Origin of the sequence: Pseudomonas sichuanensis, assembly GCF_003231305.1 — a bacterium.
GTDB lineage: Bacteria > Pseudomonadota > Gammaproteobacteria > Pseudomonadales > Pseudomonadaceae > Aquipseudomonas > Aquipseudomonas sichuanensis.
Map to the genome: position 1 here is coordinate 135,790 of NZ_QKVM01000001.1, position 24,567 is coordinate 160,356.

The window sequence follows — 24,567 nt, forward strand, 5'->3', positions numbered from 1 at the left end:
GGTTATCTCCGGTTCGGGTTGAAGGTGCTCGGCAAGGTGGCCCAGCAACTATCGTAGTCGGCCTGCAATTGCGGGCTGTCGAGGGCCTGACGGCTCGGGCGCAGCACCTGGCTGGTCTCGAACATGAAGGCCATGGTGTCGTCGATCTTGTGCGGTGCCAGGTCTGCGGCGATGGCTTTGTCGCAGGTCTCGGCGTCGGGCCCGTGGGCGCTCATCACGCCATGCAGCGAAGCGCCGCCCGGCAGGAAACCTTCGGCCTTGGCGTCGTAGGCGCCCTGGATCAGGCCCATGAATTCGTTCATCAGATTGCGGTGGAACCATGGTGGACGGAAGGTGTTCTCGGCCACCATCCAGCGCGGCGGGAAAATCACGAAGTCCATGTTGGCCATGCCATGCACGCTGGTGGGCGAGGTCAGCACGGTGAAGATCGACGGGTCGGGGTGGTCGAAGCTGACCGTGCCGATGGTGTTGAAGCGGCGCAGGTCGTACTTGTACGGCACGTTGGTGCCGTGCCAGGCGACCACGTCCAGCGGCGAGTGCGAAAGCTCGCAGGCCCAGTGTTCGCCGAGGAACTTCTGCACCAACTGCACCGGCCCGCTGGTTTCTTCGTAGTGGGCCACCGGGGTGAGGAAGTCGCGCGGGTTGGCCAGGCCGTTGCTGCCGATCGGGCCGAGGTCCGGGATGCGCAGGGGCGCGCCGTGGTTTTCGGCGATGTAGCCGCGGGCCTGGGCATCGAGCAGTTCGACACGGAATTTCATGCCCCGCGGGATGACCGCGATCTCCAGCGGCGCCACGTCCAGCACGCCCAGCTCGGTGGCGATGCGCAGGCGGCCCTGTTCGGGCACCAGCAGCAGTTCACCGTCGGCGTTGAAGAACACCCGCTCCATGGAGCGGTTGGCGCGGTAGATGTAGATGCTCACGCCGGCCGGTTTTTCCGCCGCCGAGTTGGCCACCATCGGCAACCAGCCTTCGATGAAGTCGGTGGGTTCGGACGGGATCGGCTGGGGGTTCCAGCGCAGGCGATTGGGGGTGATGGCGCCCAGGGCGCCGGCCAGCGGCTGGCGCTCCAGGCGCTCGAAGCGTGGGTGCAATGCCGACGGGCGAATGCGGTACAGCCAGGTGCGGCGCAGTTCGCTGCGGGCCATGGTGAACGCGGTGCCCGACAGCAGCTCGGCGTACAGCCCGTAGGGCGCCTTCTGCGGCGAGTTCTGCCCGACCGGCAGCGCGCCGGGCAAGGCTTCGCTGGCGAATTCGTTGCCGAAACCGCTCAGGTACTCAAGTTCAGGTGAGGTGTCGCGGGTCATCTCGGTGCCTCCGGGCTGCTCAGAGCCGTCATGGGCAGCTGGCTGCGAAGCCCGATCCTGAAACCGGCACCTGGGGCGGCAGCGCGTCTGCATTGTTATTTTCGTAATCAGATTACGAATAACGTAATTTGCTCCCGTGCAGGCGTCAAGCTATAAAGGCGCCACCCCGTAAAATCTGGATAGATGTCTCCCCCATGGCCAAAGCCAGCAGCACCGACAACGGCAAACAGAAGGTCCGCTCGGCGGAAGTCGGCACCGACATCCTCAAGGCCCTGGCCGAACTCTCCCCTTCCACCTCGCTGTCGCGCCTTGCCGAACATGTGCAGATGCCGGCGAGCAAGGTCCACCGCTACCTGCAGGCCCTGATTTCAAGCGGGTTCGCCGAACAGGACGCGGCCACCAACCATTACGGGCTGGGCCGCGAGGCCTTGCGGGTGGGGATGGCGGCGCTGGGCAGCATCGATGTGCTGAAAGTCGCGGCTTTGCCGCTGTCGCAGCTGCGCGACGAGCTCAACGAAAGCTGTTTCATCGCCGTATGGGGTAACCAGGGCGCGACCGTGGTGAGCATCGAGCCGGCAGTGCGCGCGGTGACGGTGGTAACCCAGATCGGCTCGGTGCTGCCGCTGCTCAGCTCGTCCACCGGCCTTGTGTTCGCCGCGCACCTGCCTGAGCGCGAGACCGTCGAATTGCGCGACCGGGAGTTGGCAGCCCTGAATCAGAACAGCGATGACTACGTGCCGTTGCTGGCACAGATCCGCCAGCGCGGCCTGCACCATGTGCACGGGCTGCTGATGCCGGGCGTGGACGCGCTGTCCGCCCCGGTGTTCAACGCCATGGGCCAGATCGCCGCGGTGATGACCGTGGTCGGGCCGACCTCGATCTTCCATGCCGACGAGCAAGGGCCGGCGGCACAACGCCTGCTGGCGGCCACGGAGGCGGTCAGCAGGCGCATGGGCTTCAGTCAGGCAGGCTGATCACAGCCAGTGGACAAGTGCATATGGCGCGAGCGTCTAGTTGAGCAGGTCGAGGACCTTCATCAGCTCATCATCGAACACTCGGCCTGCGGCGCCCGCGCCTTTGGGCCCCCACTCAAGCACCATTTCCTTCAAGAACCCGGTGAAAATCCCTGATGGCCCGGGATAGAGGCTGGAATAGACAGTGGACACGGCCTTGCCCAAGCCAACTGCGGACACGATGCCAACGCCCCCCATCAGGAAGTAGAGCGAGGCGGAGTTCCTTTCACCATTTGCCCAGGCGTGTGCCCCCCTTGCGAAGGTCAGCGATCCCATCGCCAGGTTGACCACGGATGCGAGCAAGGTCAGGGGCATGGCAAGGAAACCAACCGCCGTGCCGAGTACCCCGATAACCGGGGAGACGATGTACTCCAACGATTCGAAGACACGATCGGCAATGCTGGTCGTCTGTTGCTGTGCATCCCAGATGCGCTGCGTCGCACGCAGCCGCAGGTCATCCTCCCAGCGTTCGATCCGCGATGTATGGGCATGGGCATCGATGATGACGTTGGCATGTTCCGGCTCGCTGCCTCGCAGGCGGGTCAGCTCACGCATCGCCGCCTTGTCGCAGGAAGCCACACGGCTGGTGAAAAAGGCACCCAGGTTTTCCTCGTGCCAGGACAAGGCGATATCGTCGATCGTACGCACCGTTACGCCGTTGACCGCATCGCTCACATAGACCAGATGCTGCCCTGGGGCGTTGGCCAACAAGTACCCCCCCTCCACGATTCGGTGGGTCAATTGCCTGAAGGACAGCCGCTCGAAGTGCAGCTTCACCAGGATGTCATCATCGGCCGGTGTTTCGCTGATGTCCTTCAACCAGCTCGACTGCTGCTCGTCGAGATGCCCCAGCAGGCTGGCCACCAGGAAATCGCGACGCACTTTCAAGCTCATCATTGAACGATGCAGCTCGAGCTTGTGCTGCTCGGCGATGCTGAGGTCCTGGTCAGTCAGCTTCTTTTCAGGAAACGCTTGCTCGATGTGCTGGCTGTACACCTCACGGATATGGCTGCTGGACTGACGGATGGCGCTCGCCACCTGAGCCAGTGCCAGGTGTGACAGGTCCTGGCCAACAGTCGAACGAATTGTCGAGGACGCTGCGAAATTGAAACCTGTCGGATACCCCCAGGCCATCCACTGGGTAAAGGTCAATGCCGCGTCCGGGGTTTCGATCATCACGGTGTCCGGATCGATCCAACGCCCCTTGTTACCCGGAAACTCATTGAGCCTCAAGGCCGCCTTCTGCTGCGCGAAGGCCAACAGATTCGGCACTTGCGTGAGTGCGTGATGTTCTGGATGGAACAGTGCCAGCTCGTTATCGAGCGAGGCCACGCGCTGCCGGTCCTCGCCACTGGCGCTGATATACCAGTTCGGAACAGCCAGCCGCAAAGTGTCGTACCGGAAAGAGACCAGGTCATTGGCCATGGCCTTGCGAACACTGCCTTTAACGTCCTGCAGGTACACCCTGTCGAAATGCCAGGCCAGCGTTTCGAGACGATTGAGTTTGTGCTCCAGGGCCGTACGCACCTTCAGGCGCACTCGCGACATCAGGTAGGCCATGCCATCAGGCGTTGCCAACATGCTCACCACTGCAACCTGGAGAAACTGCAGGTGTTCGAACCATCGGAAATCTCCTCCCGGCGCCCCTGGGCTGTAAAGCAGATATTGCCCTTCGTGCTCGAAACAGAAGATGCCACGCAGCACAGCCCCCCACACCGTGATCCGGTGCACGCTGATGCCCTCCACCGGCTGCCCCTCCTTGAGCAGTGCCTCGATCATTGAACGGCTCTGCTCGGACAACCCGTGGGCATGCACCGCCCGTTGCGCGCAAAGTGACATCTGCGCGGATTCGGCCTCGCCCAGCAATAATCGAGTGGGCGCCTGGTTGTAGAGCGGGGCGACCTTGCTGCGGTAGTCCACCTTCAGGTCCAGCGCGTTGATCATTCTTTGCATCTGGGCATGGGTGAGGCGATTGGCCAGCTCAGGCTCGATCATCTCGGCCACCAGCCCATAACCGGTGTAGCCGCCGCTGACGACCCAGTCCAACAGGCTGTAGGTACGTTCACGCCCCACATCGTCTCGGGTGTTGCGGACAGTGAGGTAGGTCTTCTCAGGGGGGATATCCAGCCCTGGCAAGTTGGTCTCCAGCCAGACTCGCACACGCTGGGCGGCAAATGTCCGGTCGTCACGAAGATCGCCCAGATGCTCGTCTACCCCTTGCCTGGCCTCTGCCAGCGCCTGCTCCAGCGCCAGGTAGCCCTCCAGCGCTTCACCTTGCAGATTCCTGCGCCAGTGCGGCTGATGGGTTTGCCGGTAGGCCACCAGATGCTCGGCGACGCGCTCCTGAATCGCGACGACCAGCTCATCCAGGCGAGCTACGGCATTGAACGCGCTAACCGCAACCGGGCCCGCCTCTACCTGGTCCTGCAGATCCGTCATCAGGTTGTGCTGGATGATGCCCAGGTCATCGATGGCCTTCCTCGTAGGGGGAACATCGCCGAGGCCCCTGAAATGTAGGTGCAGGGACGCACCGTCCTGCAGTGCCTGGATGAACGCCTGAGGCAACAAGCGCACCTTGCTGGCTGCGTCGAGGACCGCCTGGCGCAAGTAGTCGGCAGCCTCCTCACGCTGCCTGCCCACCCACACACCTGTGGCCAACCCATACAGCACGAAGTCCTCACCGTCCTGGTAATCCTCGAGTTCACGGGTAATAACCATACAGCCAGGAAATGGCACGGGGTCCTCGGCGCCCGTACTCACAGCCAGCCAGCCGAAATCCCCACTCTGCTCGCCCGGCGCCAGCAAGTCCTCGAGTACATGTTTGGCTCCTGGCTGGGCGAATGGGTGAGCCGCCAGCTCAAGCTCGAACAGCCGATAAATCTGCCCACGCAAGCCAGGCCCCGACGGCCCACCCTGCCCCTGCTCCAGCCACCATTCATTCATCATGCCTTGCCAGGCTGGCAGCAAAGTGTCCAACCGGGCCGTATCAACCATGGCTTGCTCAAGTGCCTTCGTTTGATGCTCCCCGGCATCGTCGGGCGCAGCTTCGCTCGACTCGGCCGTGTACTCATCGGCAAAGCGAGGTGCGGTGGCCAACTGTGCCTGCATGGCCAGCGCCAGCAACGAGAGTTGAGTGAGTAGCGCCTCTGGCGAGGCTGGGGAGTCTTGGCGACCAAGAAACGACAAATCGGGAAACAACGACTCGGAATACATCACGAACTCCTTAAGACAATGTGGAGTTCGATAGTGATTTCGAGATCAGTCAACTGAAACTCGGAACCAATTCCTACAAGCCAGACAGCTACTTTCAAACGCTGCTGTCTTACAGATCTCCTAACAGGCCGGTATGACTAGGTAGGAATCTTTCGATTATCACGAAGGATGTAATAGAGAATGTCAGAAGCGGCCATTTTTCCCGCAGGAATAAGCACTTATTCTTACCTCACTGGCCGGCACGAAGGGCTCCCCCCCCGCCTTTCGCGCCCGCCCAGGTTCACCGACGTTGATTTTGAAGCTCCTTGATCTAACGTCTCGATTGGCCGCTGCCTTTGCAGCGGCCTTTTTTATTCCTGCAAGAATCTGCTGAGCCTGTGACAGCGAAACAGCCTCAAGCCGACGGATACTTCTGCAGATTCGCCATCATCTGCTGCAGCGCCTGAAAACTGTCCTGCGGGTGGCTCGCGCCTTCGAAATCACCGATCCGCCCCCAGTTGGCCGCCACCTGCTCCGGGGTAAAACCCTCTCGCGGATCGAAGCCCACGCCCTGGCTACGCTCCCAACGCACCTTGCCCACCCAGCCACCGCCCACCTCGAACAGCTGGCCGCTGTCCTGGCACTGCTCGCTGCAAAGAAACACCACCAACGGGCTGATCAATTCGGGCTTGAGCTGCTCGAACACCTGAGGCGGGATCAGCCCCTCGGTCATGCGGGTACCGCCGGTAGGGGCGATGGCATTGACCAGGATGCCGTGCTTGCGCCCCTCGATGGCCAGGGTACGGGTCAGGCCGTACAGGCCAAGCTTGGCCATGCCGTAGTTGGCCTGGCCGAAATTGCCGTAGATGCCCGAGGTGGACGACGTGAAGATCACCCGCCCCCAGTTTTGCCCGCGCAGGTGCGGCCAGGCGGCATGGGTGACTTTGTAGGCGCCCTCGACATGCACCCGGTAAACCAGCTCCCAATCGCTGTCTTCCATCTTGTGAAAGGTCTTGTCGCGCAGGATGCCGGCGTTGTTCACCAGCACATCGACCCGGCCAAAGCTGTCCAGGGCCTGCTCGACGATGCGCGCGCCATCGGTCACCGAGTCATGGTTGGCCACCGCCGTGCCGCCGGCGGCGCGGATTTCTTCCACCACCCGGTCAGCCGCCGACACGTTGGCGCCTTCGCCATGGCTGCTGCCCCCCAGGTCGTTGACCACCACTTTCGCCCCGTGCCTGGCGAACAACAGTGCATGGGCCCGGCCCAGGCCGCCACCGGCCCCTGTGACGATCACCACGCGATCTTGCAGACTTACCGGTTCGCTCATGCTCAAGGCTCCAGGCAGATGAAGGATGCGCGCAGTGTCGGCCAGCCCTCGCCGCCCGACAATCAAGCGCGCCCCGGCGAATGCCGGGGGATAACCCATGGCGATGATCGCCCGGTCACGACCAGGCGACTTTCTGTGGCACGTAGCTCAGCGGTTGTTCACGAAAGGCCAGGTAGTGGCGCAGTACCTGCACCGGCGCTTCGGTGTGCGGGTAGTGGCCGATGCCCTGCAACACCACGGTGTCCGGCTCGGGCACCACTTCCCGGTAGCGCTCGACCATGTGCGCGCCGGACAACGGGTCGACCGCACCATTGATGAAGCGCAGCCGCACGCCTTCGCGCTGCAGGGCACCGACCCAGCGCTCGCGTTGCGCCCGGCGCTCGGGCAGGAAGTTGATCAGCTTGTGCAGGATGCGCTGGCCACCGTTGGCGGCGATCAGGCTCCAGCAGTCGTCCAGCGCACTTTCGCTGGGGTGGGTGCAGGGCCCGTAGACCTGGGTGACATTGCGCACCAGGTCGTCGCGACCGAACGAGCGCCCCACCAGCCAGCCAAGGCGGCTGAGCAGCAGTTTCTGGATCAGCAGCACGCGACAGCTCTCGGGGAACAGGCCGCTGTTGAGGAACACGCAGCTGGCGATCTGCAGACGCTGCTCGTGGTGCCGGGCCAACAGTTCCTGGGCGACACTGCCGCCATAGTCGTGGGCCAGCAAGTGCACCGGCTGGTCGATCTTCAGGTGCTCCAGCAGTGCCTGCTGCAAGTCGGCCTGCTCCAGCAGGCTGTATTCGTGGTCTGCGGGCTTGGCCGAATCGCCGAAGCCGAGCATGTCGCAGGCCACCACGCGAAAGCGTTGGGTGAGCGGTACCCACAGGTAGTGCCAATCCCAGCTGGCGGTGGGGAAACCGTGTAGCAATAGCAGAGGCTCTCCTTGCCCTGCCGTCCAGTAGCGGATGCTCTGGCCCCGGAAGGTGAAACCCTGGCTCCGGGTGCGCCAGACGCACAATGGAATCTCGGCCAAAGGCATCAGGGTCGTCCCGGTATTGGTGTGTGAGTGTCGGAATAGGGCAAGGCTGCGTTCATTGCAAGTTACCTCGGCACATACATGTGCTCTCTATGTCGAGGCTCAGTCTAGAAGCCAATACGAAGGTGTTAAGTCGCCTTGGCAGCCAGCCTGATGACCGTGCGAGTCAGTGGCACGAACGGTCAGAACAGCATCACCAGCAGTGGCGCGGCAAACAGGTTGAGCAACCCGGTGAGGACCATGACCAGGCCAGCCACCGAACCCTCTTCGCGGCCCACCTCCTGGGCCCGGCTCACGCCCGCGCCATGGGCGCCGACACCGAACAGCGCGCCCCGCGCCAGCGGCGTGCGCAGCGGCAGCCAGCGCAGCAGAACGCCGCCAAACACCGCCCCCAGCACGCCGGTGAACATCACGAACACCGCGGTCAGTTCTGGCACCCCTCCCAGGTCCTGGGCCACCGGCATGGCAAACGGGGTGGTGATGGAGCGCGGCAGCAACGACAGGCTCACCGACTCGTCCAGCGCCAGCAGGTGCGCCAGCCCCCAGGAACTGCCGATCGAGGCGACGCTGCCGGCCAGCATGCCCACCAGCAACGCCGGCCAGTGCCGCGCCAGCAGGGCCCGCTGCTGCCAGATCGGCACGGCGAAGGCCACCGTCACCGGGCCCAGCACGCCCATCAGCCAATGGGTGTTGCGCGCGTACTCGGCGTAGGCGGTGTGCAGCGGCACGGCCACCGCCAGCAACAGGGCCGGCACCAGGATCAGCGGCGACAGCAGGTAGCGCCCACTGCGCCGGTACAGCCAGCGGCTGCCCACATAGGCGGCCAGGGTGAGCGCGAGCCAGAACAATGACTTGGGTTCAAGGTTCATGGCGCAACCGCCAGCGGCACACCAGCTCGACCGTCGCGGCGGTGACCACCATCACCAGCAGGGTACTCACCGCGATCACCAGCAAGATGCGCCAGCCTTCGCTGCGCAACAGGCTGCCGTAGTCCAGCAGGCTCATCAGCGCGGGGATGAAGAACAGTAGCATCTCGGCCATCAGCCATCCGGCACCCAATTGCAGGGTGGCGGGCTTGAGCAGGCCTGTGGCGAACAGCATGAGCAGCAGCGCCAGGCCCATCACCCCGCCGGGGATCGGCCAGCCCAGCCAGGCCGCGAGCTGGCCGCCGATCAAAAACAGGGCCAGCAGCACCGCCAGCTCAGCGAGCAGGCGGCAGGTTTTTTTCAGTAATGCAGGGTTCATGGCAGGGTCCTCGACAACGTGCCCAGTGTAAAAGTCGGTCGCGAAGGCCAAAAGCGAATTGTTAGACTGCTCGCCATTCCATAATGGAATTCAAGGCATGGAATTCAAACAGCTGCGCAGCTTCATCGAAGTCGTTCACCGGGGTGGCTTCACCCAGGCCGCGGGCACCCTGCACATCAGCCAGTCGGCAGTGAGCAAGCAGGTCGCCCAGCTGGAACAGGCCATCGGCCAGCCATTGCTCGAGCGCCAGGGTTCGCAGCTGCTGCTGACCGCCGCCGGGCGCATCGTGCTGGAGCGGGGTGAAGTGCTGCTGCGCCAGCGCCAGGAACTGCTCAACGAGCTGGACGATCTTGGCCAGATGGCCCGTGGCGAGCTGCGCCTGGGGCTGCCGTTGCTGGGCAGTGACGCACTGTTTGCCGGGTTGTTCGCCGAGTACCGGCGGCGCTACCCGCAGATTTCGGTGCAACTGCTCGAAGGCGGCAGCCGCATGGTCGAGCAGGCGGTGAAGAGTGGCGAGCTGGAGCTGGGCGGTAGCCTGACGCCGAGCGACCCGGCGTTCGACTACCAACCCTTCTGCAATGAGCCGCTGGATGCCCTGCTGCCCGCCGACCATGCCCTGGCGGGCCAGGCAGAAGTCAATCTGGCGCAACTGGCCGATACGCCGTTCCTGCTGTACCAGCGCAGCTTCATGCTCAATGACCGGCTGCTCAGCGCCTGCCAGCAGGTGGGTTTTACCCCGAAGGAAGGCGGGCGCAGCGGCCAGGCGGACTTTCTTGCCTCGTTGGTGGCGGCGGGCCAGGGGGTGGTGTTGCTGCCGCGGGTGGTCGCCAGGGCTCTCGAGCGGCCCGGGGTGGTGCGCTTGCCATTGCGCGCACCAGGCGACCTGAGGTGGGACATCGCCTTCATCTGGCGACGCGGGGCGTACCTGTCACGGGCGGCGCAGGCGTGGTTGGCATTGTTGCGCGAGCACACCTGAGCGCGCCGAACTCAAGACCTGCAATCTGCCTGTGGGAGCGGGTTTACCTGCGAAGATGACAACTCGGTGCCTGGCACGGGCTATGCCCGTGTTCGCGGGTGAACCCGCTCCCACAGGGTGTGGGAGCGGCGGTGCGCCGATGCGACTTGCCCCGCGATGGGGTTCAGCCCTGAATGGCGGCGACAAACTCCGCCAGCCACGGCTCGGCGTCGGCCTCCGGGGTCACGGTCTCGCTGGCATCCAGGCGCAGCATCGGCAGCACCTCACGCACGCCCAGCTCGGCAAACAGCTCGCGCAGCTGCTCGCCACCACCGCAGTAAGTATCGCCGTAGCTGGAGTCACCCAGGCCGATCACCGCACCCGGCAAGCCACGCCAGGCGGCGGGCAGCACATCGCGAATGACGCTGTACAGCGGCATCAGGTTGTCGGGCAGCTCGCCCATGCCGGTGGTCGAGGTCACCGCCAGCAAGGCCTGCGGGGCAAAGCCCTCGATATCCTGCAGGGTGGCACGGCCTGCATGCCAGGCTTCATGGCCGGCAGCGTTGAGCAGCGACACCGCATGACGGGCGACTTCATCGGCGGTGCCATAGACCGAACCGGAAATAATGGCGACTTTCATCAGGTGAGGATTCCGAAACTGAGTGAAAGCGTAGGATACTAGCACCCGACAGTGGCAAAAGGCCGCCTCACCCTAAAGTCACAGCCGCGCAAACAATCCGACCAGTGACCTGAACCAAACCCATACATCACTGTCCACCCCCTTGACGTAATCGCCATTACCGATCGCTTCCCGAGTTCGACCATGCAAGCAGACGCCCTTCTCTCCCAGGACGAACTGGATTTCATCCAGAACATGCAGCACTCGCCGCAGTTGAACCTGGCCGACCCCATGGCGAGCCTGCTGGTCAATGGCGACCGTCGCCTGAAGGATCTGCTCACCCGCCTGGTGGCCAATGAACAGGTCACGCTGCAGGCCAGCTTCAACAACCAGCAGTTGAGCTTCCCCCTGCAACTGGTCGAAGACGAGTTCCACGCCCTGCACCTGCAACTGGGCTCACCGGACATCTACGAAGACGGCCCCATGCTGCGCCCGTGGCGCCTGTCGCTGGAGCAACCGGCGGCATTGCTCGACGACCACCACCAGGCCAGCGACCTGTGGGTACGGGATATTTCGTTCAAGGGCGTGCTGGTGGAAGTCCACGGGCAGAGCAAGGCACCGGCGCATTTCGAGCTGCACTTCGCCCCCGAGGACATCCCGGCGATCAGCCTGCACGGCGTGTTGCGCCGGCGCATCGGCCCCAGGCTGGCCGCCTACGACCTGTCGCACACGCCGGCCGAAGAGATCGAGCGCCTGCGCGAGTACATTCTTCAGGCCCACCGCCAGGCCCACCCCGAACTGCACGCGCAAGCGAACTTCTGACAGGTTTTCACTCGCTCTGAGACTGCGAGGGGCGCGTTGCGCCCCTTTCGCGGCACGAGGCCGCTCCTACGGTCATCGATGATCGGGCATAATCCGCGCCCGATTCTTGCAAGCATGCCTGCGCCGCCCACCACCCCGGGCCGCATGCCAAGGGGCCGGCTACCCGCCAGCCCCGTCGCCAGGAGATACACGATGTCTACCCACCCCGTCACCCTGATGGTGTCGCGCCGCGCCGCCCATGGCCGCTACCAGGACCTGCTGGCCTGGCTGCACGAAGGCGAACAGCTGGCCACCGACTTCCCCGGCTACCTGGGCTCAGGCATCCTCGCCCCGCCTGCCGAAGGCGATGACTTCCAGATCATCTTCCGCTTCACCAATGAACAAACCCTGCACGCCTGGGAGCATTCAGCCTCGCGTCGCACCTGGTTGCAGCGCGGTGACGGCCTGTTCGAACGCCCCAAAGAGAGGCGCGTCAGCGGCATTGACGACTGGTTCGGCACCAACATGGTGCAAAAACCGCCGCGCTGGAAGCAGGCCACGGCCATCTGGCTGGCGTTCTTCCCGGTCTCGTTGCTGTTCAACCTGCTGTTCGGCCACTGGCTGGCGCCGCTCGATCTGCTGCCGCGGGTGTTGCTCAGCACCCTGGCCCTGACGCCGGTCATGGTGTACCTGTTCATCCCGCTGTCGACGCGCCTGCTGGCCGGCTGGCTGAACGCGGCGCCGCGCTCGGCCGCAGACCGCGCCGAGGGCCTGCGCAGCCGCTGAGGCACGGGCTCGCAAGGCGGTGCACTTCGGGTATGCTGGGGCATCACGCACGGACAGATGGCAGACCGCCCCGAACATGAACAGCCCTATCCTCATTACCGGTGCCAGCCAGCGTGTCGGGCTGGCCCTGGCACTGGAGCTGGCCCAGGCCGGCCATACGGTGGTCAGCGCCAGCCGCAGCCTCAATGCACACGCGGCGCACCCGAACATCCAGCAGTTCCAGGCCGACCTCACCAACGCCGACGACCGCCAGGCCCTGATCGACCACCTGCACAAGCATTACGACGGCCTGCGCGCGATCATCCACAACGCCTCGCTGTGGCTCGACGACGGCCTGGACAACCTCGACACCATGTTCCGCCTGCACGTCGAGGCGCCCTACCACCTCAACCTGGCGCTGGGTGAGCTGCTGGGCAAGGTAGACAAGGCCGACATCATCCATATCTGCGACGAGACCTCTTCGCGCGGCAGCAAGAGCCATATCGGCTATGCCGCGACCAAGGCCGCGCTGCAGAACATGGTGCTGTCGTTCGCCGAAAAGTACGCGCCCACAGTGCGCGTCAACGGTATCCTGCCGGGCCTGCTGATCCTCAAGGAGGGTGGCGACGAGCACTATCGCCAGCAGACGCTGAAAAAAGCCCTGCTGGAGTTCGAACCCGGCGCCCGCCCGCTGATCGACGCCGTGCTGTTCCTGCTGCACAGCCAGTACAGCACCGGCAGCCAGGTGGTCATCAACGGTGGCCGCCATCTGAAGAACCGCATGACCTGAGAGACCGCCATGACTCCCCAGCAACAGCTCGAACTCGAAGCCGCCGCGTTCCGGCGCCTGGTCGACCATCTGCAAAAGCGCACCGACGTGCAGAACATCGACCTGATGAACCTCTCCGGCTTCTGCCGCAACTGCCTGTCCAAGTGGTACAAGGCCGCCGCCGACGAGCGCCAGGTCGACCTGAGCATGGACGACGCCCGCGAAGCGGTGTACGGCATGCCCTACGCCGAGTGGAAAGCCCAATACCAGAAAGAAGCCAGCGCCGAACAACAGGCGGCGTTCGAACAAGGAAAACCCCGTGACTGACCTGAACACCCTGCGCAACAGCCTCGCCAGCGGCGAACATGTGTTTGCCGACACCCTGGCGTTCATCGCCGCGAACTACAGCTACCAGCCACAAGCCTTCGACAACGGTGATGTGCACAACGCCGCCGGGCAGAACGAAGGTTCGTGCAAGACCCTGGGCCTGGCCTTGCTGGAAGGGTTGAGCGACCAGGAAGCGCTGCTGGCCTTTGGCGAGCACTACCGCAGCGTGGTGGCCACGCCCGAGGGCAGCGACCATGGCAATATCCGTGCGCTGATCAAGCATGGGCTGGCTGGGGTGAAATTTGCCGAGCAGCCTTTGGCGCGCCTGGCCTGACAATCCGCATCGCGGGGCAAGCCCGCTCCCACGCCACTCGCGCATTTACAGGTCTGGCGTGGGAGCGGGCTTGCCCCGCGATAAGGCCATGAGCCTTCAGATGATCTTGCCCGGCACTCCACCCGCCAACCGCCCCGCCTGCAACCACCCCAGCGCAATCGGCCAGAGGCTCTGGCGAAACCGGTCATGGAAGAACGCGAAATGCCCTATCTCCTCGACGCCGATATCCACAGGCGCCACCCGCAGGTGCTTGCGCCCGCGCTCATCCAGATAACCCAATAACCGCTCGGTGGCCGCCACCGTGCCGAACGGATCGTCGGTCAGGCTGATCGCCAGGGTCGAGGCGCTGACCTGAGCGAACGGCAACGCTTCCAACAACCGCCCGCTGGGCCGATGCTCGTAACGTGGCGTCGGCGTGCTCCAGTCATGCACCACACCGGCCGGCGTGTCCTCCAGCCACCCCAGGCGCTTGCCCGGAAAGTAGCCGAACACCCGGGTCAGCAATGGCATCAGCACATGCCATTTGCCATATAACTGCCAACGCTGGTCCGCCGCATAGTCGCGCCAGTAGGCGAACTGCGCGCCCACCAGCACCGCGTGCTGCACCTGTGCCGCCGAGGGCGCCAGCCCCAGCGCCCAGCCGCCGAAACTGTGCCCCACCACATGCACCGGCTGCCCCGGATGCTCGGCGCCGGCCAGTTGCAGCATGGCCTCGAAATCCAGCCGGCCCCAGTCGCTCCACGAGGCCTGGAAACCGCGCAGCGAGGCCGGGCGCGATTCACCGATGCCACGGTAGTCGTAGCTCAGCACATCGAAGCCTTGGGCGAACAGGTAGTCGGCAAAACGCGAGTAGTAACGGCAACGCACCGAAGTGGCGGCGTTGATGATCACCAGCGGGCGCTGGCTATCGAGGGCTGCATGGCGCCAGCGGAAACCACCGAGGCTGTAGCCGTCGGGGGCGTTGTGGCGAAAGGCGGTGGCGGGCTGGGTAAGGCTGCTCATGGCGCGCTTCTGTGTTGTTGTGCGCCTACGCTAGCAAAAATTCTTTCGCCTGTACCAATGCATCGCGGGGCAAGCCCGCTCCCACGCCAGATATTGAAGGCGTGGGAGCGGGCTTGCCCCGCGATGGGGTCAAACGCGATTACAGCTCGATGCAGTCGAACTTCACATCGGTGGCCACGTCTTCGTCGTAGTTGACGTCAGCGCGCTCGAAACCGAACAGGTTGAGGAACTGCTTCTTGTAACCGGCGTAGTCGGTCAGCTCGAACAGGTTCTCGGTGGTCACCTTCGGCCACATGGCACGGCAGGCGTCCTGCACATCATCACGCAGTTCCCAGTCGTCCAGACGCAGACGGCCTTCCTCGTCCAGTGCAGCCGGCGCACCGTCCTCACGGTACATGCGGTCACGGAACATTCGGTCCAGCTGGTGCTGGGTACCTTCGTGGATACCCTTCTCCTGCATGATCTTGAAGACCATCGACAGGTACAGCGGCATAACCGGGATAGCCGAGCTGGCCTGGGTAACCACCGACTTCAGCACCGCAACGTTGGCACTGCCACCGACTTTTTTGCCCAGGCGCTGGGCGGTTTCGTCCAGGTCCTGCTTGGCCTTGCCCAGCGCGCCGTCCCAGTAGATCGGCCAGGTGATGTCGGAGCCGATGTAGCTGAAGGCCACGGTGCGGGCCTGAGGCGCCAGTACGCCGGCGGCGTTCAGGGCATCGATCCACAGCTCCCAGTCCTGGCCGCCCATCACGGTGACGGTGTCGGCGATTTCCTGCTCGGTGGCCGGCTCGATGCTGGCCTCGATGATGGTGTCCTTGTTGGTGTCGATGGCGGTCGACTTGTACGGCTGGCCAATCGGCTTGAGCGCGGAGCGGATCACTTCACCGGTCTGCGGCAGCTTGCGCACCGGCGAGGCCAGCGAGTAGATGACCAGGTCGACCTGGCCGCCCATTTCGTTCTTGATCAGCTCGATGACCTTGGCGCGGGCTTCGTCGGAGAAGGCGTCACCGTTGATCGACTTGCTGTACAGGCCCTCGGCCTTGGCGAATTTGTCGAAAGCGGCGGCGTTGTACCAGCCGGCGGTGCCGGCCTTGGTCTCGGTGCCCGGCTTTTCGAAGAACACGCCCAGGGTGTCGGCCTTGAAGCCGAATGCCGCGGTGATGCGGGCGGCCAGGCCGTAGCCGCTGGAGGCGCCGATCACCAGGACTTTCTTCGGACCATCCTCGCGCACGCCCAGCTTGCGGGTGGCTTCGATCTGGTCACGGACGTTGAGCTCGCAGCCCTTCGGGTGAGTCGTGGTGCAGATGAAACCGCGAACCTTGGGATGAATGATGGCCAATGTCTGTACCTCGTCAGGTTTAGGCTGGGGAAGCGCCCCGGCAAAAATGGGGCGGTTCCGTTTGATCTAGAGGGTGAGACTACCCTCGCATGTCATCCGACACATATTACGGGGTGATCGGGGTGATGCAAAACACCAGCGGCCCTATCGCGGGGCAAGCCCGCTCCCACGCTGTATGTGCAAATGCGCGAGCGGCGTGGGAGCGGGCTTGCCCCGCGATAGGGCCATCAGCCCTGCACCAGTACCCCCTTCAACCATTCCAGAAAGCGCCGCGCCTGCGGGTCATCCTGGCTGTCGCGATGCACCAGGCAACTCCATGCCGGCCCACGCACGCGCTGGGCAGACAACGCCTGCAAGCGCCCCTGCGCCACCAACCGCTGCGCCAGCAGCTGGCTGACCAGGGCAATCCCCAGGCCCTCGCCCGCCGCCTCCAGCAGCAACCCCGGGTCGGAAAAGTTCAGCCCCTTGCCCTGCTGCCCGACATCCTCGCCGCCTTCGACCTGCCAGTGGCTCCAGTCCATCTCCCGCTCGCCATGCAAGGTGGTGCGGCCCTGCGCGGCCAAGTCCGGGTGGCAGGCCGGGTACAGCAGGTCCTGGTGCAGCACACTGAAGCTGCATTCAGCCTGGGCCCCGATGTCATCGCGGATCGCCAGGTCGATGGTCTCGCTGGCCATGTCCGGCACCTCGAAGCTGGTGAACAGCCACAGGTCCACCTCCGGATAGCGCTGGTGAAAGTCCGCCAGGCGCGGCAGCAGCCAGTGCCGGGCGAACGCAGGGGTGGTGTTGACCACCAGTTGGTTGGGCTTGCGGTACTGGTCCAGCCGGCGGATGCCCACCGCCAGTTGCTGCAGCAAGGTCTGGGTGGTGCTGAGCAGATCATGCCCGGCATCGGTAAGGCTGACGCTGCGCCCGGTACGGTGGAACAGCGGTTGCTCCAGGTAGCTTTCCAGGCTGCGAATCTGCTGGCTGATCGCCGACTGGGTGAGGTTCAGGGCCTCGGCGGCCTTGTGGAAACTGCCCAGGCGGGCAGCGGCTTCGAAACCGCGCAGGGCGTTGAGCGGGGGCCAATGCTTGAGCATGCTGATAAGCCTGACTGATCAGAAATACGCTAAATCTATCGTTTGTCGCCCCAACTTCCCAGCCATAACATTGGCACCAACACCCGCGACGGCGGGCTTCGTTGATAAAAATCCCTAATAGATCGGAGTTCACTATGACCCTGTCCCACGACAGCGGCTGGCGCATGCCTGCCGAATGGGCCCGCCACGCCGCCACCTGGATGATCTGGCCGCACAACCAACCGCTGTGGGAATCGGGCTGGGGCGTCACCCTGGCCGATGTACAGCGCGACTACGCCCGAGTAGCCGCCGCCATCGCCCGCTTCGAGCCGGTGAAGATGGTGGTGGACCCGTCCGCCATGGCCACCGCCCGCGAGCTGTGCGGCGCCGGCATCGAGCTGATCGAACTGGCCGTCGACGACAGCTGGTGCCGCGACAGCGGGCCAAGCTTCCTGCTGCACCTGCAGCACGGCGTGGCCGGCCTGAGCTGGCGCTTCAACGCCTGGGGCAACAAGTCCGAACACGGCAAGGACCGCAGCCTGGCCCGGCGCATCCTCGACCAGCTCGGTTTCGAAGGCTTCAGCACCCCGCTGTGCAACGAAGGCGGCGCCATCCATGTGGACGGTGAAGGCACGCTGATCACCACCGAATCGGTACTGCTCAACCCCAATCGCAACCCGGGCCTGAGCAAGGCCGAGTTCGAGGATTGCTTCGCCCGCCTGCTGGGCATCCGCAAGACCATCTGGCTGCCGGGCGACCCGCAGTACGTGACCGGTGACATGACCGACGGCCATGTCGACGGCGTGTGCGCCTTCGCCCGCCCCGGCGTGCTGCTGGTGGATGCCACTCATGACAAGGGCTCGGTGTACGCCGAGGTGGTCCGCGAGAACCGCCGTGCGCTGGAGCTGGCCACCGACGCCCAAGGCCGTCAATTCGAGCTGCTCGACCTGTACGAGGCCACGGCGGCCGTGGACACCGACGCCGAGGTGTTCTGCGCCTCCTACACCAACTTCTACCTGGCCAATGGCGCGGTGATCATGCCGGCCTATGGCATCGACGCCGACCAGGCCGCCGCCGATCAGCTCGCCCATGCCTTCCCCGGCCGCGAAGTGGTGCCGGTGCGCATCGACCATATCGCCCACGGTGGCGGCGGCATCCACTGCATCACCCAGCAGCAGCCGGCCTGGCCGCTGCAAGGAGAACGCCCATGAGCACCCTGCGCATCGCCACCACCCAGATGGCCTGCAGCTGGGATGTGCCCGGCAACCTCGACCGCGCCGAGCAACTGGTGCGCCAGGCCGCTGCCGATGGCGCCCAGGTGATCCTGCTGCAGGAGCTGTTCGCCACCCCGTACTTCTGCATCGAGCAGTGCCACAGCCACCAGGCCCTGGCCGAGGACTACCACGACAGCCCGCTGCTGCGCCGCTTCGCCGCCCTGGCCAAGGAGCTGGGCGTGGTGCTGCCGCTGAGCTGGTACGAGCGCGCCGGCAACGCCTTCTTCAACTCGCTGACCGTGGCCGACGCCGACGGCACGCTGCTGGGGGTGTACCGCAAGAGCCATATCCCCAATGCCATCGGCTACCAGGAGAAGGAGTACTTCAGCCCCGGCGACACCGGCTTCAAGGTCTGGGACACCGCCTTCGGCCGCCTGGGCATCGGCATCTGCTGGGACCAGTGGTTCCCCGAGACCGCCCGCTGCCTGGCGCTGATGGGCGCCGAAGTGCTGCTGTTCCCCACCGCCATCGGCTCCGAGCCCGGCGCCGCGGGGCTGGATTCGCGCGATCACTGGCAAGTCGCCATGCGCGGCCATGCCGCCGCCAACCTGCTGCCGGTGGTGGCCGCCAACCGGGTCGGCGAGGAAGTGGCCAAGAGCGACAGCAGCCTGTCGATGCGCTTCTACGGCTCGTCGTTCATCTGCGACCACAAGGGCGCCCTGCTCGCCGAAGCCGACCGCGCCAGCAGTGGCGTGTGGCTGCACGACCTGGACCTGGCGCAGATGCGCGAGGACCGCCTGAGCTGGGGCGTGTACCGCGACCGCCGCCCCGACCTGTACGCGCCGTTGATGACCCTCGACGGCCGCACCCCACACACCGAGAGGGCCTGAGCATGCCACGCCGTCCATCACAACTGCTGGCCATCGCCGCGCTGGCGGCCTGCGCCGGTATCGCCCAGGCCGAGCAGGACGCCTTGCGCCTGTACAACTGGGCCGACTATTTCGCCGAGGACACGCTCAAGCGCTTCACCGCCGAAACCGGTATCCCGGTGATCTACGACGTCATGGACGGCAGCGAGGTGCTCGAGGCCAAGCTGATGTCCGGGCGCAGCGGCTACGACCTGGTGTTCCCCGGCGACACCGTGGCCGAACGGCTGATGCGCGCCGGCAGCCTGCAGAAGCTGGACCGCAGCCAGCTGACCGCGCTGGACGACATCGACCCCAGCCTGCGCAAGCTGCACGACCAGTACCCCAAGGCCAGCCAGGCCACCGTGCCCTACACCTGGGGTACCATCGGCCTGACCATGGATGCGAAAAAGATCCGCGAGCGCATGCCCGACGCCCCGCTGAACAGCCTCGACCTGCTGTTCAAGCCGGAGCTGGCTGCCAAGTTCGCCGACTGCGGCATCTCGATGATCGACTCGCCCGACGAAGTGCTGGCCGTGGTGCTGCACTACCTGGGCCGCGAACCGCGCAGCGCCAAACCCGATGACCTGGCCGCCGCCAGCGAACTGCTCAAGGGCATCCGCCCCTATGTGAAGAAGCTGCAGTCGCAACCGGTGACCGAGCTGGTCAACCAAAACATCTGCCTGTCGCTGGGCTACAGCGGCGACGTGATCCAGGCCCAACGCACCGCCGAAGCCGCCGGCAAGGCCATCGACTTCCAGTACCGCGTGCCCCGCGAAGGCACCACGGTGTGGATGGACACCATGGCCATCCCCGCCGACGCCAAGCACCCCGAGTACGCCTATCGTTTCATCAACTTCGTCATGCGCCCGGAAAACATGGCCGCGATCAGCAGCACCACCGGCTACCCCACCTCAAGCGCCAAGGCGCGCCCACTGGTGGACGCCCGGCTGCGCGACAACCCCGATATCTACCTTGACGAAGCTACCTATGCCCGGCTGATCCCCGGCAAGGACATCCCCCAGGCCGACATGCGCGCGCGCATGCGTGTCTGGACCCGTTTCAAGACTGCTCAGGACTGACCCCATGCCCACTCGCCGCACCTTCCTTCAACAGCTCAGCGTGGTCGCGGGCGTCAGCGCCGCCGCCAGCTTCGGCCTGCCCCTGGGCAACGCCCGCGCCGCCGAGGCCGGCCGCTGGTTCATGCCCGACGAGGGTGAAAAGCAGCAGTGCGCCTACATCGCCTTCGGCGCCCAGGACGCCATCTGGGAAGACTTCACCGAAGACGTGCAGGCCGCGCTGGGCCGTATCGCCCGGGCCATTGCCGCCTACCAGCCGGTGACGGTGTTCTGCCGCGCCAGCGAACGCGATATCGCCGAGGAAGAATGCGGCAGCCACAACATCACCTATGTCGAAACCGAGCTGGACGACATCTGGATGCGTGACATCGGCGCCAACCTGGTGCTGGACGACGATGGCGCGCTGGGCGCGGTGGACTTCAACTTCAACGGTTGGGGCGGCAAGCAGCAGCACCGTTACGACGCCAAGCTGGCGGCGCGCGTGGCCAAGCTGGCCGGCGCCCAGTACCTGCGCAGCGAGCTGGTGGGCGAAGGCGGCGGCATCGAAGTGGACGGCCACGGCACCGGGATCATGACCGAGAGCAGCTGGATCAACCGCAACCGCAACCCCGACTGGAGCAAGGCCGAGGTCGAAGAGGAACTGAAGGCGCGTTTGGGGCTGCGCAAGATCATCTGGCTGCCGGGCATCAAGGGCAAGGACATCACCGATGCCCACGTGGATTTCTATGCGCGCTTCGCGGCGCCCGGCGTGGTGGTGGCGAACCTGGACAACGACCCGGATTCCTACGACTACGCCGTGACCCGCAAGCACCTGGAGATTCTGCAGAACGCCACCGACGCCGATGGGCGCAAGTTGCAGGTGCATACGATGTCGCCGCCGTTGAAACCGCGCAGCAACAAGTTCAGCAAGGGCAACCCGGACTTTGCCGCGGGGTACATCAACTACTTCGTGATCAATGGCGCGGTGATCGCACCGCAGTTTGGTGATCGCAGTGCCGATGAGAAGGCCCGGGCGTTGCTGGTGCAGTTGTATCCGGGGCGCACGGTGGTGCAGCTGGACATCGATGCGATTGCGGCGGGTGGCGGAGGCATCCACTGCGTGACCAACCAGTGCCCGGCGGTGTAGATGCACTCATCGCGGGGCAAGCCCGCTCCCACGCAAGCATCGCTTGTGACTGTGGGTTACCCCCAAGGGTTGGATTGGTGTCCAACTTCTTGGAGGCAATCCGGTGCGTGGGAGCGGGCTTGCCCCGCGATGGCCCCTCAGCCTTTCACGGATCCTCGGGCGACCGTCGCCGCCCGGTCACCATCGACAATGGCAGGTTCTCCCGCAAGCGCACACTCTCCACCAGCGCCGCCAGCAGGTGCACGCCAACCAGCGCCAGCACCGCGTCGGCCAGCCAGCTGTGCAGCGTCTCCAGCCATTCGGCGCCCCACAGGGCATCCACCTCCAGCATCATCCAGCCGGTCACGCCCAGGCTGGCGATGCCGGTCATCATCAGCACCATCACCAGCGCGCCGATCGGCGTATGCCCCATGCGGTGAAAGCGCTCGCCGCGCCAAAGCGCCAGCGCATGCGCCTTCAACCGCGCCCGCGTGGGCCAGAAGTCCGTCCAGCGCGCGCTGCGCGGCCCGACAAAGCCCCAGCCAATGCGCAGCACCAGGCAGGCCCCGGCGTAGTAACCCAGCCACTGGTGCCAGTCGTCACCGGCCTCGTTGAAGAAATAATCGGCAAAGAACACCAGCGCCAGGGACCAGTGGCACAACCTCAGCAACGGGTCCCACAGGCGCACGCTGGCGGTCACTTATGGATCTCGGTCTTGATCGCCTTGCCCGTGACCGGGTCGTGGTAGATCTCGACCTTGCGCCCGTCCTTGTCGAAACCGTAGATCTCGTAGCAGTTGCCCTTGGTGATCTGGAACTTGTTGATCTTGTAGCCCTGCTCCTTGAGCTGGGCCTGGAACTTGTCGGCGTCCTGCCAGGTACTGCGGTCGGCCGTGGTGCATTCGGTCTTGGCAAAGGTGTTGGCGCTGGCGAGCAGCAGGGTGATGGCAATCATTGAGTAGCGCATGGCAGGCGGCTCCGATCTGGTGGTTGGTAAACACTGTCCCCGGAAGCTGACGGCAAGCTTAGTTGCGCGCAGCACAGGCGTGGCCCGCCGCCGTTCATTGATTTGAAATTCGGATCAATGGCAAAGAAAAACAAACTTCTCAAATCAGCGCCCGGCAGGGATGCTGTGGCGATCATGACCGTACCCCGGAGAACAACAATGAACGAAGTCGTCATCGTCGCCGCCACCCGCACTGCCATCGGCAGTTTCCAGGGGGCGCTGGCCAACCTGTCCGCCGTCGAACTGGGCGCTGCGGTGATCCGCCAGTTGTTGGCCCAGACCCAGCTGGACCCGGCCCAGGTCGACGAAGTGATCCTCGGCCAGGTGCTTACCGCCGGCGCCGGGCAGAACCCCGCCCGCCAGGCCGCGGTCAAGGCCGGCCTGCCCTATGAAGTGCCGGCACTCACTCTGAACAAAGTCTGCGGCTCGGGCCTCAAGGCCCTGCACCTGGCTGCCCAGGCCATCCGCTGCGGCGACGCCGAGGTAGTGATCGCCGGCGGCCAGGAGAACATGAGCCTGGCGCCCTACGTGCTGCCCTCGGCCCGCACCGGCCAACGCATGGGCCATGGCCAGCTGGTCGACAGCATGATCACCGACGGCCTGTGGGACGCCTTCAACGACTACCACATGGGCATCACCGCCGAGAACCTGGTGGACAAGTACGGCCTCAGCCGCGAGCAGCAGGACGCCTTCGCCGCCGAGTCGCAGCGCAAGGCCGTGGCCGCCATCGAAGCCGGACGCTTCAAGGATGAGATCACCCCGATCCACATCCCGCAGAAAAAAGGCGAGCCGCTGGTGTTCGACACCGACGAGCAGCCCCGCGCCGGCACTACCGCCGAATCCCTCGGCAAGCTGCGCGCCGCGTTCAAGAAAGACGGCAGCGTCACCGCCGGCAACGCCTCCAGCCTCAACGACGGCGCCGCTGCGGTGCTGCTGATGAGCGCCAGCAAAGCCAAGGCCCTGGGCCTGCCGGTGCTGGCCAAGATCGCAGCCTACGCCAGTGCCGGCGTGGACCCGGCGATCATGGGCATCGGCCCGGTGTCGGCCACCCAACGCTGCCTGGCCAAGGCCGGCTGGCAGCTGGGCGAGCTTGACCTGATCGAGGCCAACGAAGCCTTTGCCGCCCAGGCGCTGGCGGTGGGCAAGCAGTTGGAGTGGGATGCGGCCAAGGTCAACGTCAACGGCGGCGCCATTGCCCTGGGCCACCCGATCGGTGCGTCGGGCTGCCGGGTGCTGGTGACCTTGCTGCATGAAATGATCAAGCGCGATGCCAAAAAAGGCCTGGCCACCCTGTGCATCGGTGGTGGCCAGGGTGTGGCGTTGGCGATCGAGCGGTAATCGCAATCGCGGGGCAAGCCCGCTCCCACGCAAAAAAGTGCGCCCCTGATGTTGAACGCAAATCCAATTTCAAGGGCGCGGCATCATTCGTGGGAGCGGGCTTGCCCCGCGATAAGGCTGCCGCTTAAGGCTGACCTCAGAACCGCTCGTCGCGCAGCGCCGGCAAGGTGATGTCACGCACATAGCTGGCAGCGGACAGGCTCAGCATCATCCGGCACACCTGCACCACATCGTGCAGCGGGATCAGCGAACCTTCTCCGCGCTGCTCGGCCTGGGCCAACGGTACATCCAGCCCGTCCTCGGTGTTGAGGTAGCCCAGGTTCAGGCAACTCACCCCCAACCCCTGCTCGCGGAACCCTTCGCGCAAGGTTTCGGCAATACCGCGCAAGCCGAACTTGCTGGCACCGAAGGTGACCTCCGGCCGCCCACTCCCCGGCAAAGCCGAGGTCGACCCGGTGAGGATGATGCGTGGCCGCGCGCTGTCGAGCAGCACCGGCAACAACCGTTTGATCAGCAGCAACGGCGCCGTGAGGTTGGTGGCGACCATGCGTTCGATCTGCCCATCGTCATCGTCGAGGAAGCTGTAGCCGTCCTCGAACGCCCGCGCCTCCCAGATCCCGACGTTGTACACCAGCACGTCCAGCCCCTCTCCGGCGACCGCCTCGTGGATCGCCGCCGCGGCCTGGCGCGGCTGGCCGAGGTCGGCCTCGATCCAGCGTACCGCCGCCGGCAGCGCTTCAGGCCGGGTACGCGACACGCCAATCAGCGTATCGCCCGCCTGGCCCAGGCCCTCGACCAGTGCCTTGCCCAATCCCTTGCTCGCACCCACCACTAGAATTCGCATCGAATC

General features: G+C 64.9%; 25 protein-coding genes. 12 read left to right on the plus strand and 13 right to left on the minus strand.

Features of this window, described 5'->3' with window-relative positions; genetic code table 11:
* Positions 1-2: 2 nt before the first annotated feature.
* The gene (hmgA, locus tag DM373_RS00645; RefSeq protein WP_110991703.1) at positions 3-1,304 is read right to left on the minus strand and encodes a homogentisate 1,2-dioxygenase; all 1,302 of its coding nucleotides are present in this window, start codon (positions 1,302-1,304) and stop codon (positions 3-5) included.
* Positions 1,305-1,498: 194 nt separating this feature from the next.
* Here hmgA and DM373_RS00650 point away from each other — a divergent pair, with 194 nt between their 5' ends.
* Positions 1,499-2,278, plus strand: coding sequence for an IclR family transcriptional regulator (locus DM373_RS00650; RefSeq protein ID WP_110991704.1), 780 nt, complete (start codon positions 1,499-1,501; stop codon positions 2,276-2,278).
* 36 nt (positions 2,279-2,314) lie between these two features.
* Here the strand turns inward: DM373_RS00650 and DM373_RS00655 are convergent, their stop codons facing one another.
* The 5 genes from DM373_RS00655 to DM373_RS00675 all read right to left on the minus strand — a co-directional run bounded on the left by DM373_RS00655 (position 2,315) and on the right by DM373_RS00675 (position 9,102).
* A complete protein-coding gene (locus DM373_RS00655; RefSeq protein ID WP_110991705.1) occupies positions 2,315-5,530 on the minus strand; it encodes a dermonecrotic toxin domain-containing protein in 3,216 nt (1,071 codons plus the stop codon).
* 394 nt (positions 5,531-5,924) lie between these two features.
* Positions 5,925-6,839: an SDR family oxidoreductase gene (locus tag DM373_RS00660; protein WP_110991706.1), complete on the minus strand. Its 915-nt coding sequence runs from the start codon at positions 6,837-6,839 to the stop codon at positions 5,925-5,927.
* Between the two features lie 115 nt (positions 6,840-6,954).
* Positions 6,955-7,860 carry an alpha/beta fold hydrolase gene (locus DM373_RS00665; protein ID WP_110991707.1) on the minus strand — a complete coding sequence of 302 codons (906 nt, stop codon included), beginning with the start codon at positions 7,858-7,860 and terminating at the stop codon, positions 6,955-6,957.
* Positions 7,861-8,039: 179 nt separating this feature from the next.
* Positions 8,040-8,726 carry an LrgB family protein gene (locus DM373_RS00670; RefSeq protein ID WP_110991708.1) on the minus strand — a complete coding sequence of 229 codons (687 nt, stop codon included), beginning with the start codon at positions 8,724-8,726 and terminating at the stop codon, positions 8,040-8,042.
* On the minus strand, positions 8,716-9,102 hold the full coding sequence (locus DM373_RS00675) for a CidA/LrgA family protein (RefSeq protein ID WP_110991709.1): 387 nt from the start codon (positions 9,100-9,102) through the stop codon (positions 8,716-8,718). Before DM373_RS00675 ends, DM373_RS00670 begins: the two co-directional genes overlap by 11 nt.
* 97 nt (positions 9,103-9,199) lie before the next feature.
* On the opposite strand from DM373_RS00675, the gene DM373_RS00680 reads away from it, so the two are divergent.
* Positions 9,200-10,078 (plus strand): LysR family transcriptional regulator, encoded by an 879-nt coding sequence (locus tag DM373_RS00680; RefSeq protein WP_110991710.1) that lies wholly within the window; start codon positions 9,200-9,202, stop codon positions 10,076-10,078.
* A gap of 163 nt (positions 10,079-10,241) precedes the next feature.
* Here DM373_RS00680 and DM373_RS00690 read toward each other — a convergent pair whose 3' ends face one another.
* On the minus strand, positions 10,242-10,697 hold the full coding sequence (locus DM373_RS00690) for a flavodoxin (RefSeq protein ID WP_110991711.1): 456 nt from the start codon (positions 10,695-10,697) through the stop codon (positions 10,242-10,244).
* A gap of 183 nt (positions 10,698-10,880) precedes the next feature.
* Between DM373_RS00690 and DM373_RS00695 the strand changes: the two genes are divergently transcribed.
* The 5 genes from DM373_RS00695 (at position 10,881) to DM373_RS00715 (ending at position 13,672) form a co-directional block, all read left to right on the plus strand.
* Positions 10,881-11,498, plus strand: coding sequence for a hypothetical protein (locus DM373_RS00695; protein ID WP_110991712.1), 618 nt, complete (start codon positions 10,881-10,883; stop codon positions 11,496-11,498).
* Between the two features lie 192 nt (positions 11,499-11,690).
* On the plus strand, positions 11,691-12,263 hold the full coding sequence (locus tag DM373_RS00700) for a putative antibiotic biosynthesis monooxygenase (protein ID WP_110991713.1): 573 nt from the start codon (positions 11,691-11,693) through the stop codon (positions 12,261-12,263).
* Positions 12,264-12,339: 76 nt separating this feature from the next.
* Positions 12,340-13,032: a dihydromonapterin reductase gene (gene folM / locus DM373_RS00705; protein WP_110991714.1), complete on the plus strand. Its 693-nt coding sequence runs from the start codon at positions 12,340-12,342 to the stop codon at positions 13,030-13,032.
* A gap of 9 nt (positions 13,033-13,041) precedes the next feature.
* On the plus strand, positions 13,042-13,338 hold the full coding sequence (locus DM373_RS00710) for a DUF1244 domain-containing protein (RefSeq protein WP_110991715.1): 297 nt from the start codon (positions 13,042-13,044) through the stop codon (positions 13,336-13,338).
* Positions 13,331-13,672: a HopJ type III effector protein gene (locus tag DM373_RS00715; RefSeq protein WP_110991716.1), complete on the plus strand. Its 342-nt coding sequence runs from the start codon at positions 13,331-13,333 to the stop codon at positions 13,670-13,672. Before DM373_RS00710 ends, DM373_RS00715 begins: the two co-directional genes overlap by 8 nt.
* 96 nt (positions 13,673-13,768) lie before the next feature.
* Here DM373_RS00715 and DM373_RS00720 read toward each other — a convergent pair whose 3' ends face one another.
* The 3 genes from DM373_RS00720 to DM373_RS00730 all read right to left on the minus strand — a co-directional run bounded on the left by DM373_RS00720 (position 13,769) and on the right by DM373_RS00730 (position 17,092).
* On the minus strand, positions 13,769-14,674 hold the full coding sequence (locus DM373_RS00720; protein ID WP_110991717.1) for an alpha/beta hydrolase family protein: 906 nt from the start codon (positions 14,672-14,674) through the stop codon (positions 13,769-13,771).
* Between the two features lie 139 nt (positions 14,675-14,813).
* Positions 14,814-16,013: an enoyl-ACP reductase FabV gene (gene fabV, locus DM373_RS00725; RefSeq protein ID WP_110991718.1), complete on the minus strand. Its 1,200-nt coding sequence runs from the start codon at positions 16,011-16,013 to the stop codon at positions 14,814-14,816.
* Between the two features lie 227 nt (positions 16,014-16,240).
* Positions 16,241-17,092, minus strand: a complete 852-nt coding sequence (locus DM373_RS00730; protein WP_110991719.1) for a LysR substrate-binding domain-containing protein — start codon at positions 17,090-17,092, stop codon at positions 16,241-16,243.
* Positions 17,093-17,226: 134 nt separating this feature from the next.
* Here DM373_RS00730 and DM373_RS00735 point away from each other — a divergent pair, with 134 nt between their 5' ends.
* From DM373_RS00735 to DM373_RS00750, 4 genes are read left to right on the plus strand one after another with little or no spacing between them, the layout of a single operon-like run.
* Positions 17,227-18,282 carry an agmatine deiminase family protein gene (locus DM373_RS00735; protein WP_110991720.1) on the plus strand — a complete coding sequence of 352 codons (1,056 nt, stop codon included), beginning with the start codon at positions 17,227-17,229 and terminating at the stop codon, positions 18,280-18,282.
* Positions 18,279-19,175, plus strand: a complete 897-nt coding sequence (aguB, locus tag DM373_RS00740) for an N-carbamoylputrescine amidase (RefSeq protein ID WP_110991721.1) — start codon at positions 18,279-18,281, stop codon at positions 19,173-19,175. Before DM373_RS00735 ends, aguB begins: the two co-directional genes overlap by 4 nt.
* A gap of 2 nt (positions 19,176-19,177) precedes the next feature.
* A complete protein-coding gene (locus tag DM373_RS00745) occupies positions 19,178-20,272 on the plus strand; it encodes an extracellular solute-binding protein (RefSeq protein ID WP_110991722.1) in 1,095 nt (364 codons plus the stop codon).
* Between the two features lie 4 nt (positions 20,273-20,276).
* Complete coding sequence (locus DM373_RS00750) at positions 20,277-21,395, plus strand: agmatine deiminase family protein (RefSeq protein WP_110991723.1); 1,119 nt, start codon at positions 20,277-20,279, stop codon at positions 21,393-21,395.
* Positions 21,396-21,540: 145 nt separating this feature from the next.
* Here DM373_RS00750 and DM373_RS00755 read toward each other — a convergent pair whose 3' ends face one another.
* Both DM373_RS00755 and DM373_RS00760 read right to left on the minus strand, forming a co-directional pair.
* On the minus strand, positions 21,541-22,074 hold the full coding sequence (locus DM373_RS00755; protein ID WP_110991724.1) for a cytochrome b/b6 domain-containing protein: 534 nt from the start codon (positions 22,072-22,074) through the stop codon (positions 21,541-21,543).
* The gene (locus tag DM373_RS00760) at positions 22,071-22,340 is read right to left on the minus strand and encodes a PepSY domain-containing protein (RefSeq protein ID WP_110991725.1); all 270 of its coding nucleotides are present in this window, start codon (positions 22,338-22,340) and stop codon (positions 22,071-22,073) included. Before DM373_RS00760 ends, DM373_RS00755 begins: the two co-directional genes overlap by 4 nt.
* 198 nt (positions 22,341-22,538) lie before the next feature.
* Here DM373_RS00760 and DM373_RS00765 point away from each other — a divergent pair, with 198 nt between their 5' ends.
* Positions 22,539-23,717 (plus strand): acetyl-CoA C-acetyltransferase, encoded by a 1,179-nt coding sequence (locus DM373_RS00765; RefSeq protein ID WP_110991726.1) that lies wholly within the window; start codon positions 22,539-22,541, stop codon positions 23,715-23,717.
* Between the two features lie 136 nt (positions 23,718-23,853).
* On the opposite strand, the gene DM373_RS00770 is transcribed toward DM373_RS00765, so the two are convergent.
* On the minus strand, positions 23,854-24,561 hold the full coding sequence (locus DM373_RS00770; protein WP_110991727.1) for an SDR family NAD(P)-dependent oxidoreductase: 708 nt from the start codon (positions 24,559-24,561) through the stop codon (positions 23,854-23,856).
* Positions 24,562-24,567: the final 6 nt, after the last annotated feature.

Coding starts and splice junctions, on each gene's coding strand:
- hmgA (WP_110991703.1), bottom strand. CDS start 1,304: ATGACCCGCGACACCTCACCTGAACTTGAGTACCTGAGCGGTTTCGGC.
- DM373_RS00650 (WP_110991704.1), top strand. CDS start 1,499: ATGGCCAAAGCCAGCAGCACCGACAACGGCAAACAGAAGGTCCGCTCG.
- DM373_RS00655 (WP_110991705.1), bottom strand. CDS start 5,530: ATGTATTCCGAGTCGTTGTTTCCCGATTTGTCGTTTCTTGGTCGCCAA.
- DM373_RS00660 (WP_110991706.1), bottom strand. CDS start 6,839: ATGAGCGAACCGGTAAGTCTGCAAGATCGCGTGGTGATCGTCACAGGG.
- DM373_RS00665 (WP_110991707.1), bottom strand. CDS start 7,860: ATGCCTTTGGCCGAGATTCCATTGTGCGTCTGGCGCACCCGGAGCCAG.
- DM373_RS00670 (WP_110991708.1), bottom strand. CDS start 8,726: ATGAACCTTGAACCCAAGTCATTGTTCTGGCTCGCGCTCACCCTGGCC.
- DM373_RS00675 (WP_110991709.1), bottom strand. CDS start 9,102: ATGAACCCTGCATTACTGAAAAAAACCTGCCGCCTGCTCGCTGAGCTG.
- DM373_RS00680 (WP_110991710.1), top strand. CDS start 9,200: ATGGAATTCAAACAGCTGCGCAGCTTCATCGAAGTCGTTCACCGGGGT.
- DM373_RS00690 (WP_110991711.1), bottom strand. CDS start 10,697: ATGAAAGTCGCCATTATTTCCGGTTCGGTCTATGGCACCGCCGATGAA.
- DM373_RS00695 (WP_110991712.1), top strand. CDS start 10,881: ATGCAAGCAGACGCCCTTCTCTCCCAGGACGAACTGGATTTCATCCAG.
- DM373_RS00700 (WP_110991713.1), top strand. CDS start 11,691: ATGTCTACCCACCCCGTCACCCTGATGGTGTCGCGCCGCGCCGCCCAT.
- folM (WP_110991714.1), top strand. CDS start 12,340: ATGAACAGCCCTATCCTCATTACCGGTGCCAGCCAGCGTGTCGGGCTG.
- DM373_RS00710 (WP_110991715.1), top strand. CDS start 13,042: ATGACTCCCCAGCAACAGCTCGAACTCGAAGCCGCCGCGTTCCGGCGC.
- DM373_RS00720 (WP_110991717.1), bottom strand. CDS start 14,674: ATGAGCAGCCTTACCCAGCCCGCCACCGCCTTTCGCCACAACGCCCCC.
- DM373_RS00730 (WP_110991719.1), bottom strand. CDS start 17,092: ATGCTCAAGCATTGGCCCCCGCTCAACGCCCTGCGCGGTTTCGAAGCC.
- DM373_RS00735 (WP_110991720.1), top strand. CDS start 17,227: ATGACCCTGTCCCACGACAGCGGCTGGCGCATGCCTGCCGAATGGGCC.
- aguB (WP_110991721.1), top strand. CDS start 18,279: ATGAGCACCCTGCGCATCGCCACCACCCAGATGGCCTGCAGCTGGGAT.
- DM373_RS00745 (WP_110991722.1), top strand. CDS start 19,178: ATGCCACGCCGTCCATCACAACTGCTGGCCATCGCCGCGCTGGCGGCC.
- DM373_RS00750 (WP_110991723.1), top strand. CDS start 20,277: ATGCCCACTCGCCGCACCTTCCTTCAACAGCTCAGCGTGGTCGCGGGC.
- DM373_RS00760 (WP_110991725.1), bottom strand. CDS start 22,340: ATGCGCTACTCAATGATTGCCATCACCCTGCTGCTCGCCAGCGCCAAC.
- DM373_RS00765 (WP_110991726.1), top strand. CDS start 22,539: ATGAACGAAGTCGTCATCGTCGCCGCCACCCGCACTGCCATCGGCAGT.
- DM373_RS00770 (WP_110991727.1), bottom strand. CDS start 24,561: ATGCGAATTCTAGTGGTGGGTGCGAGCAAGGGATTGGGCAAGGCACTG.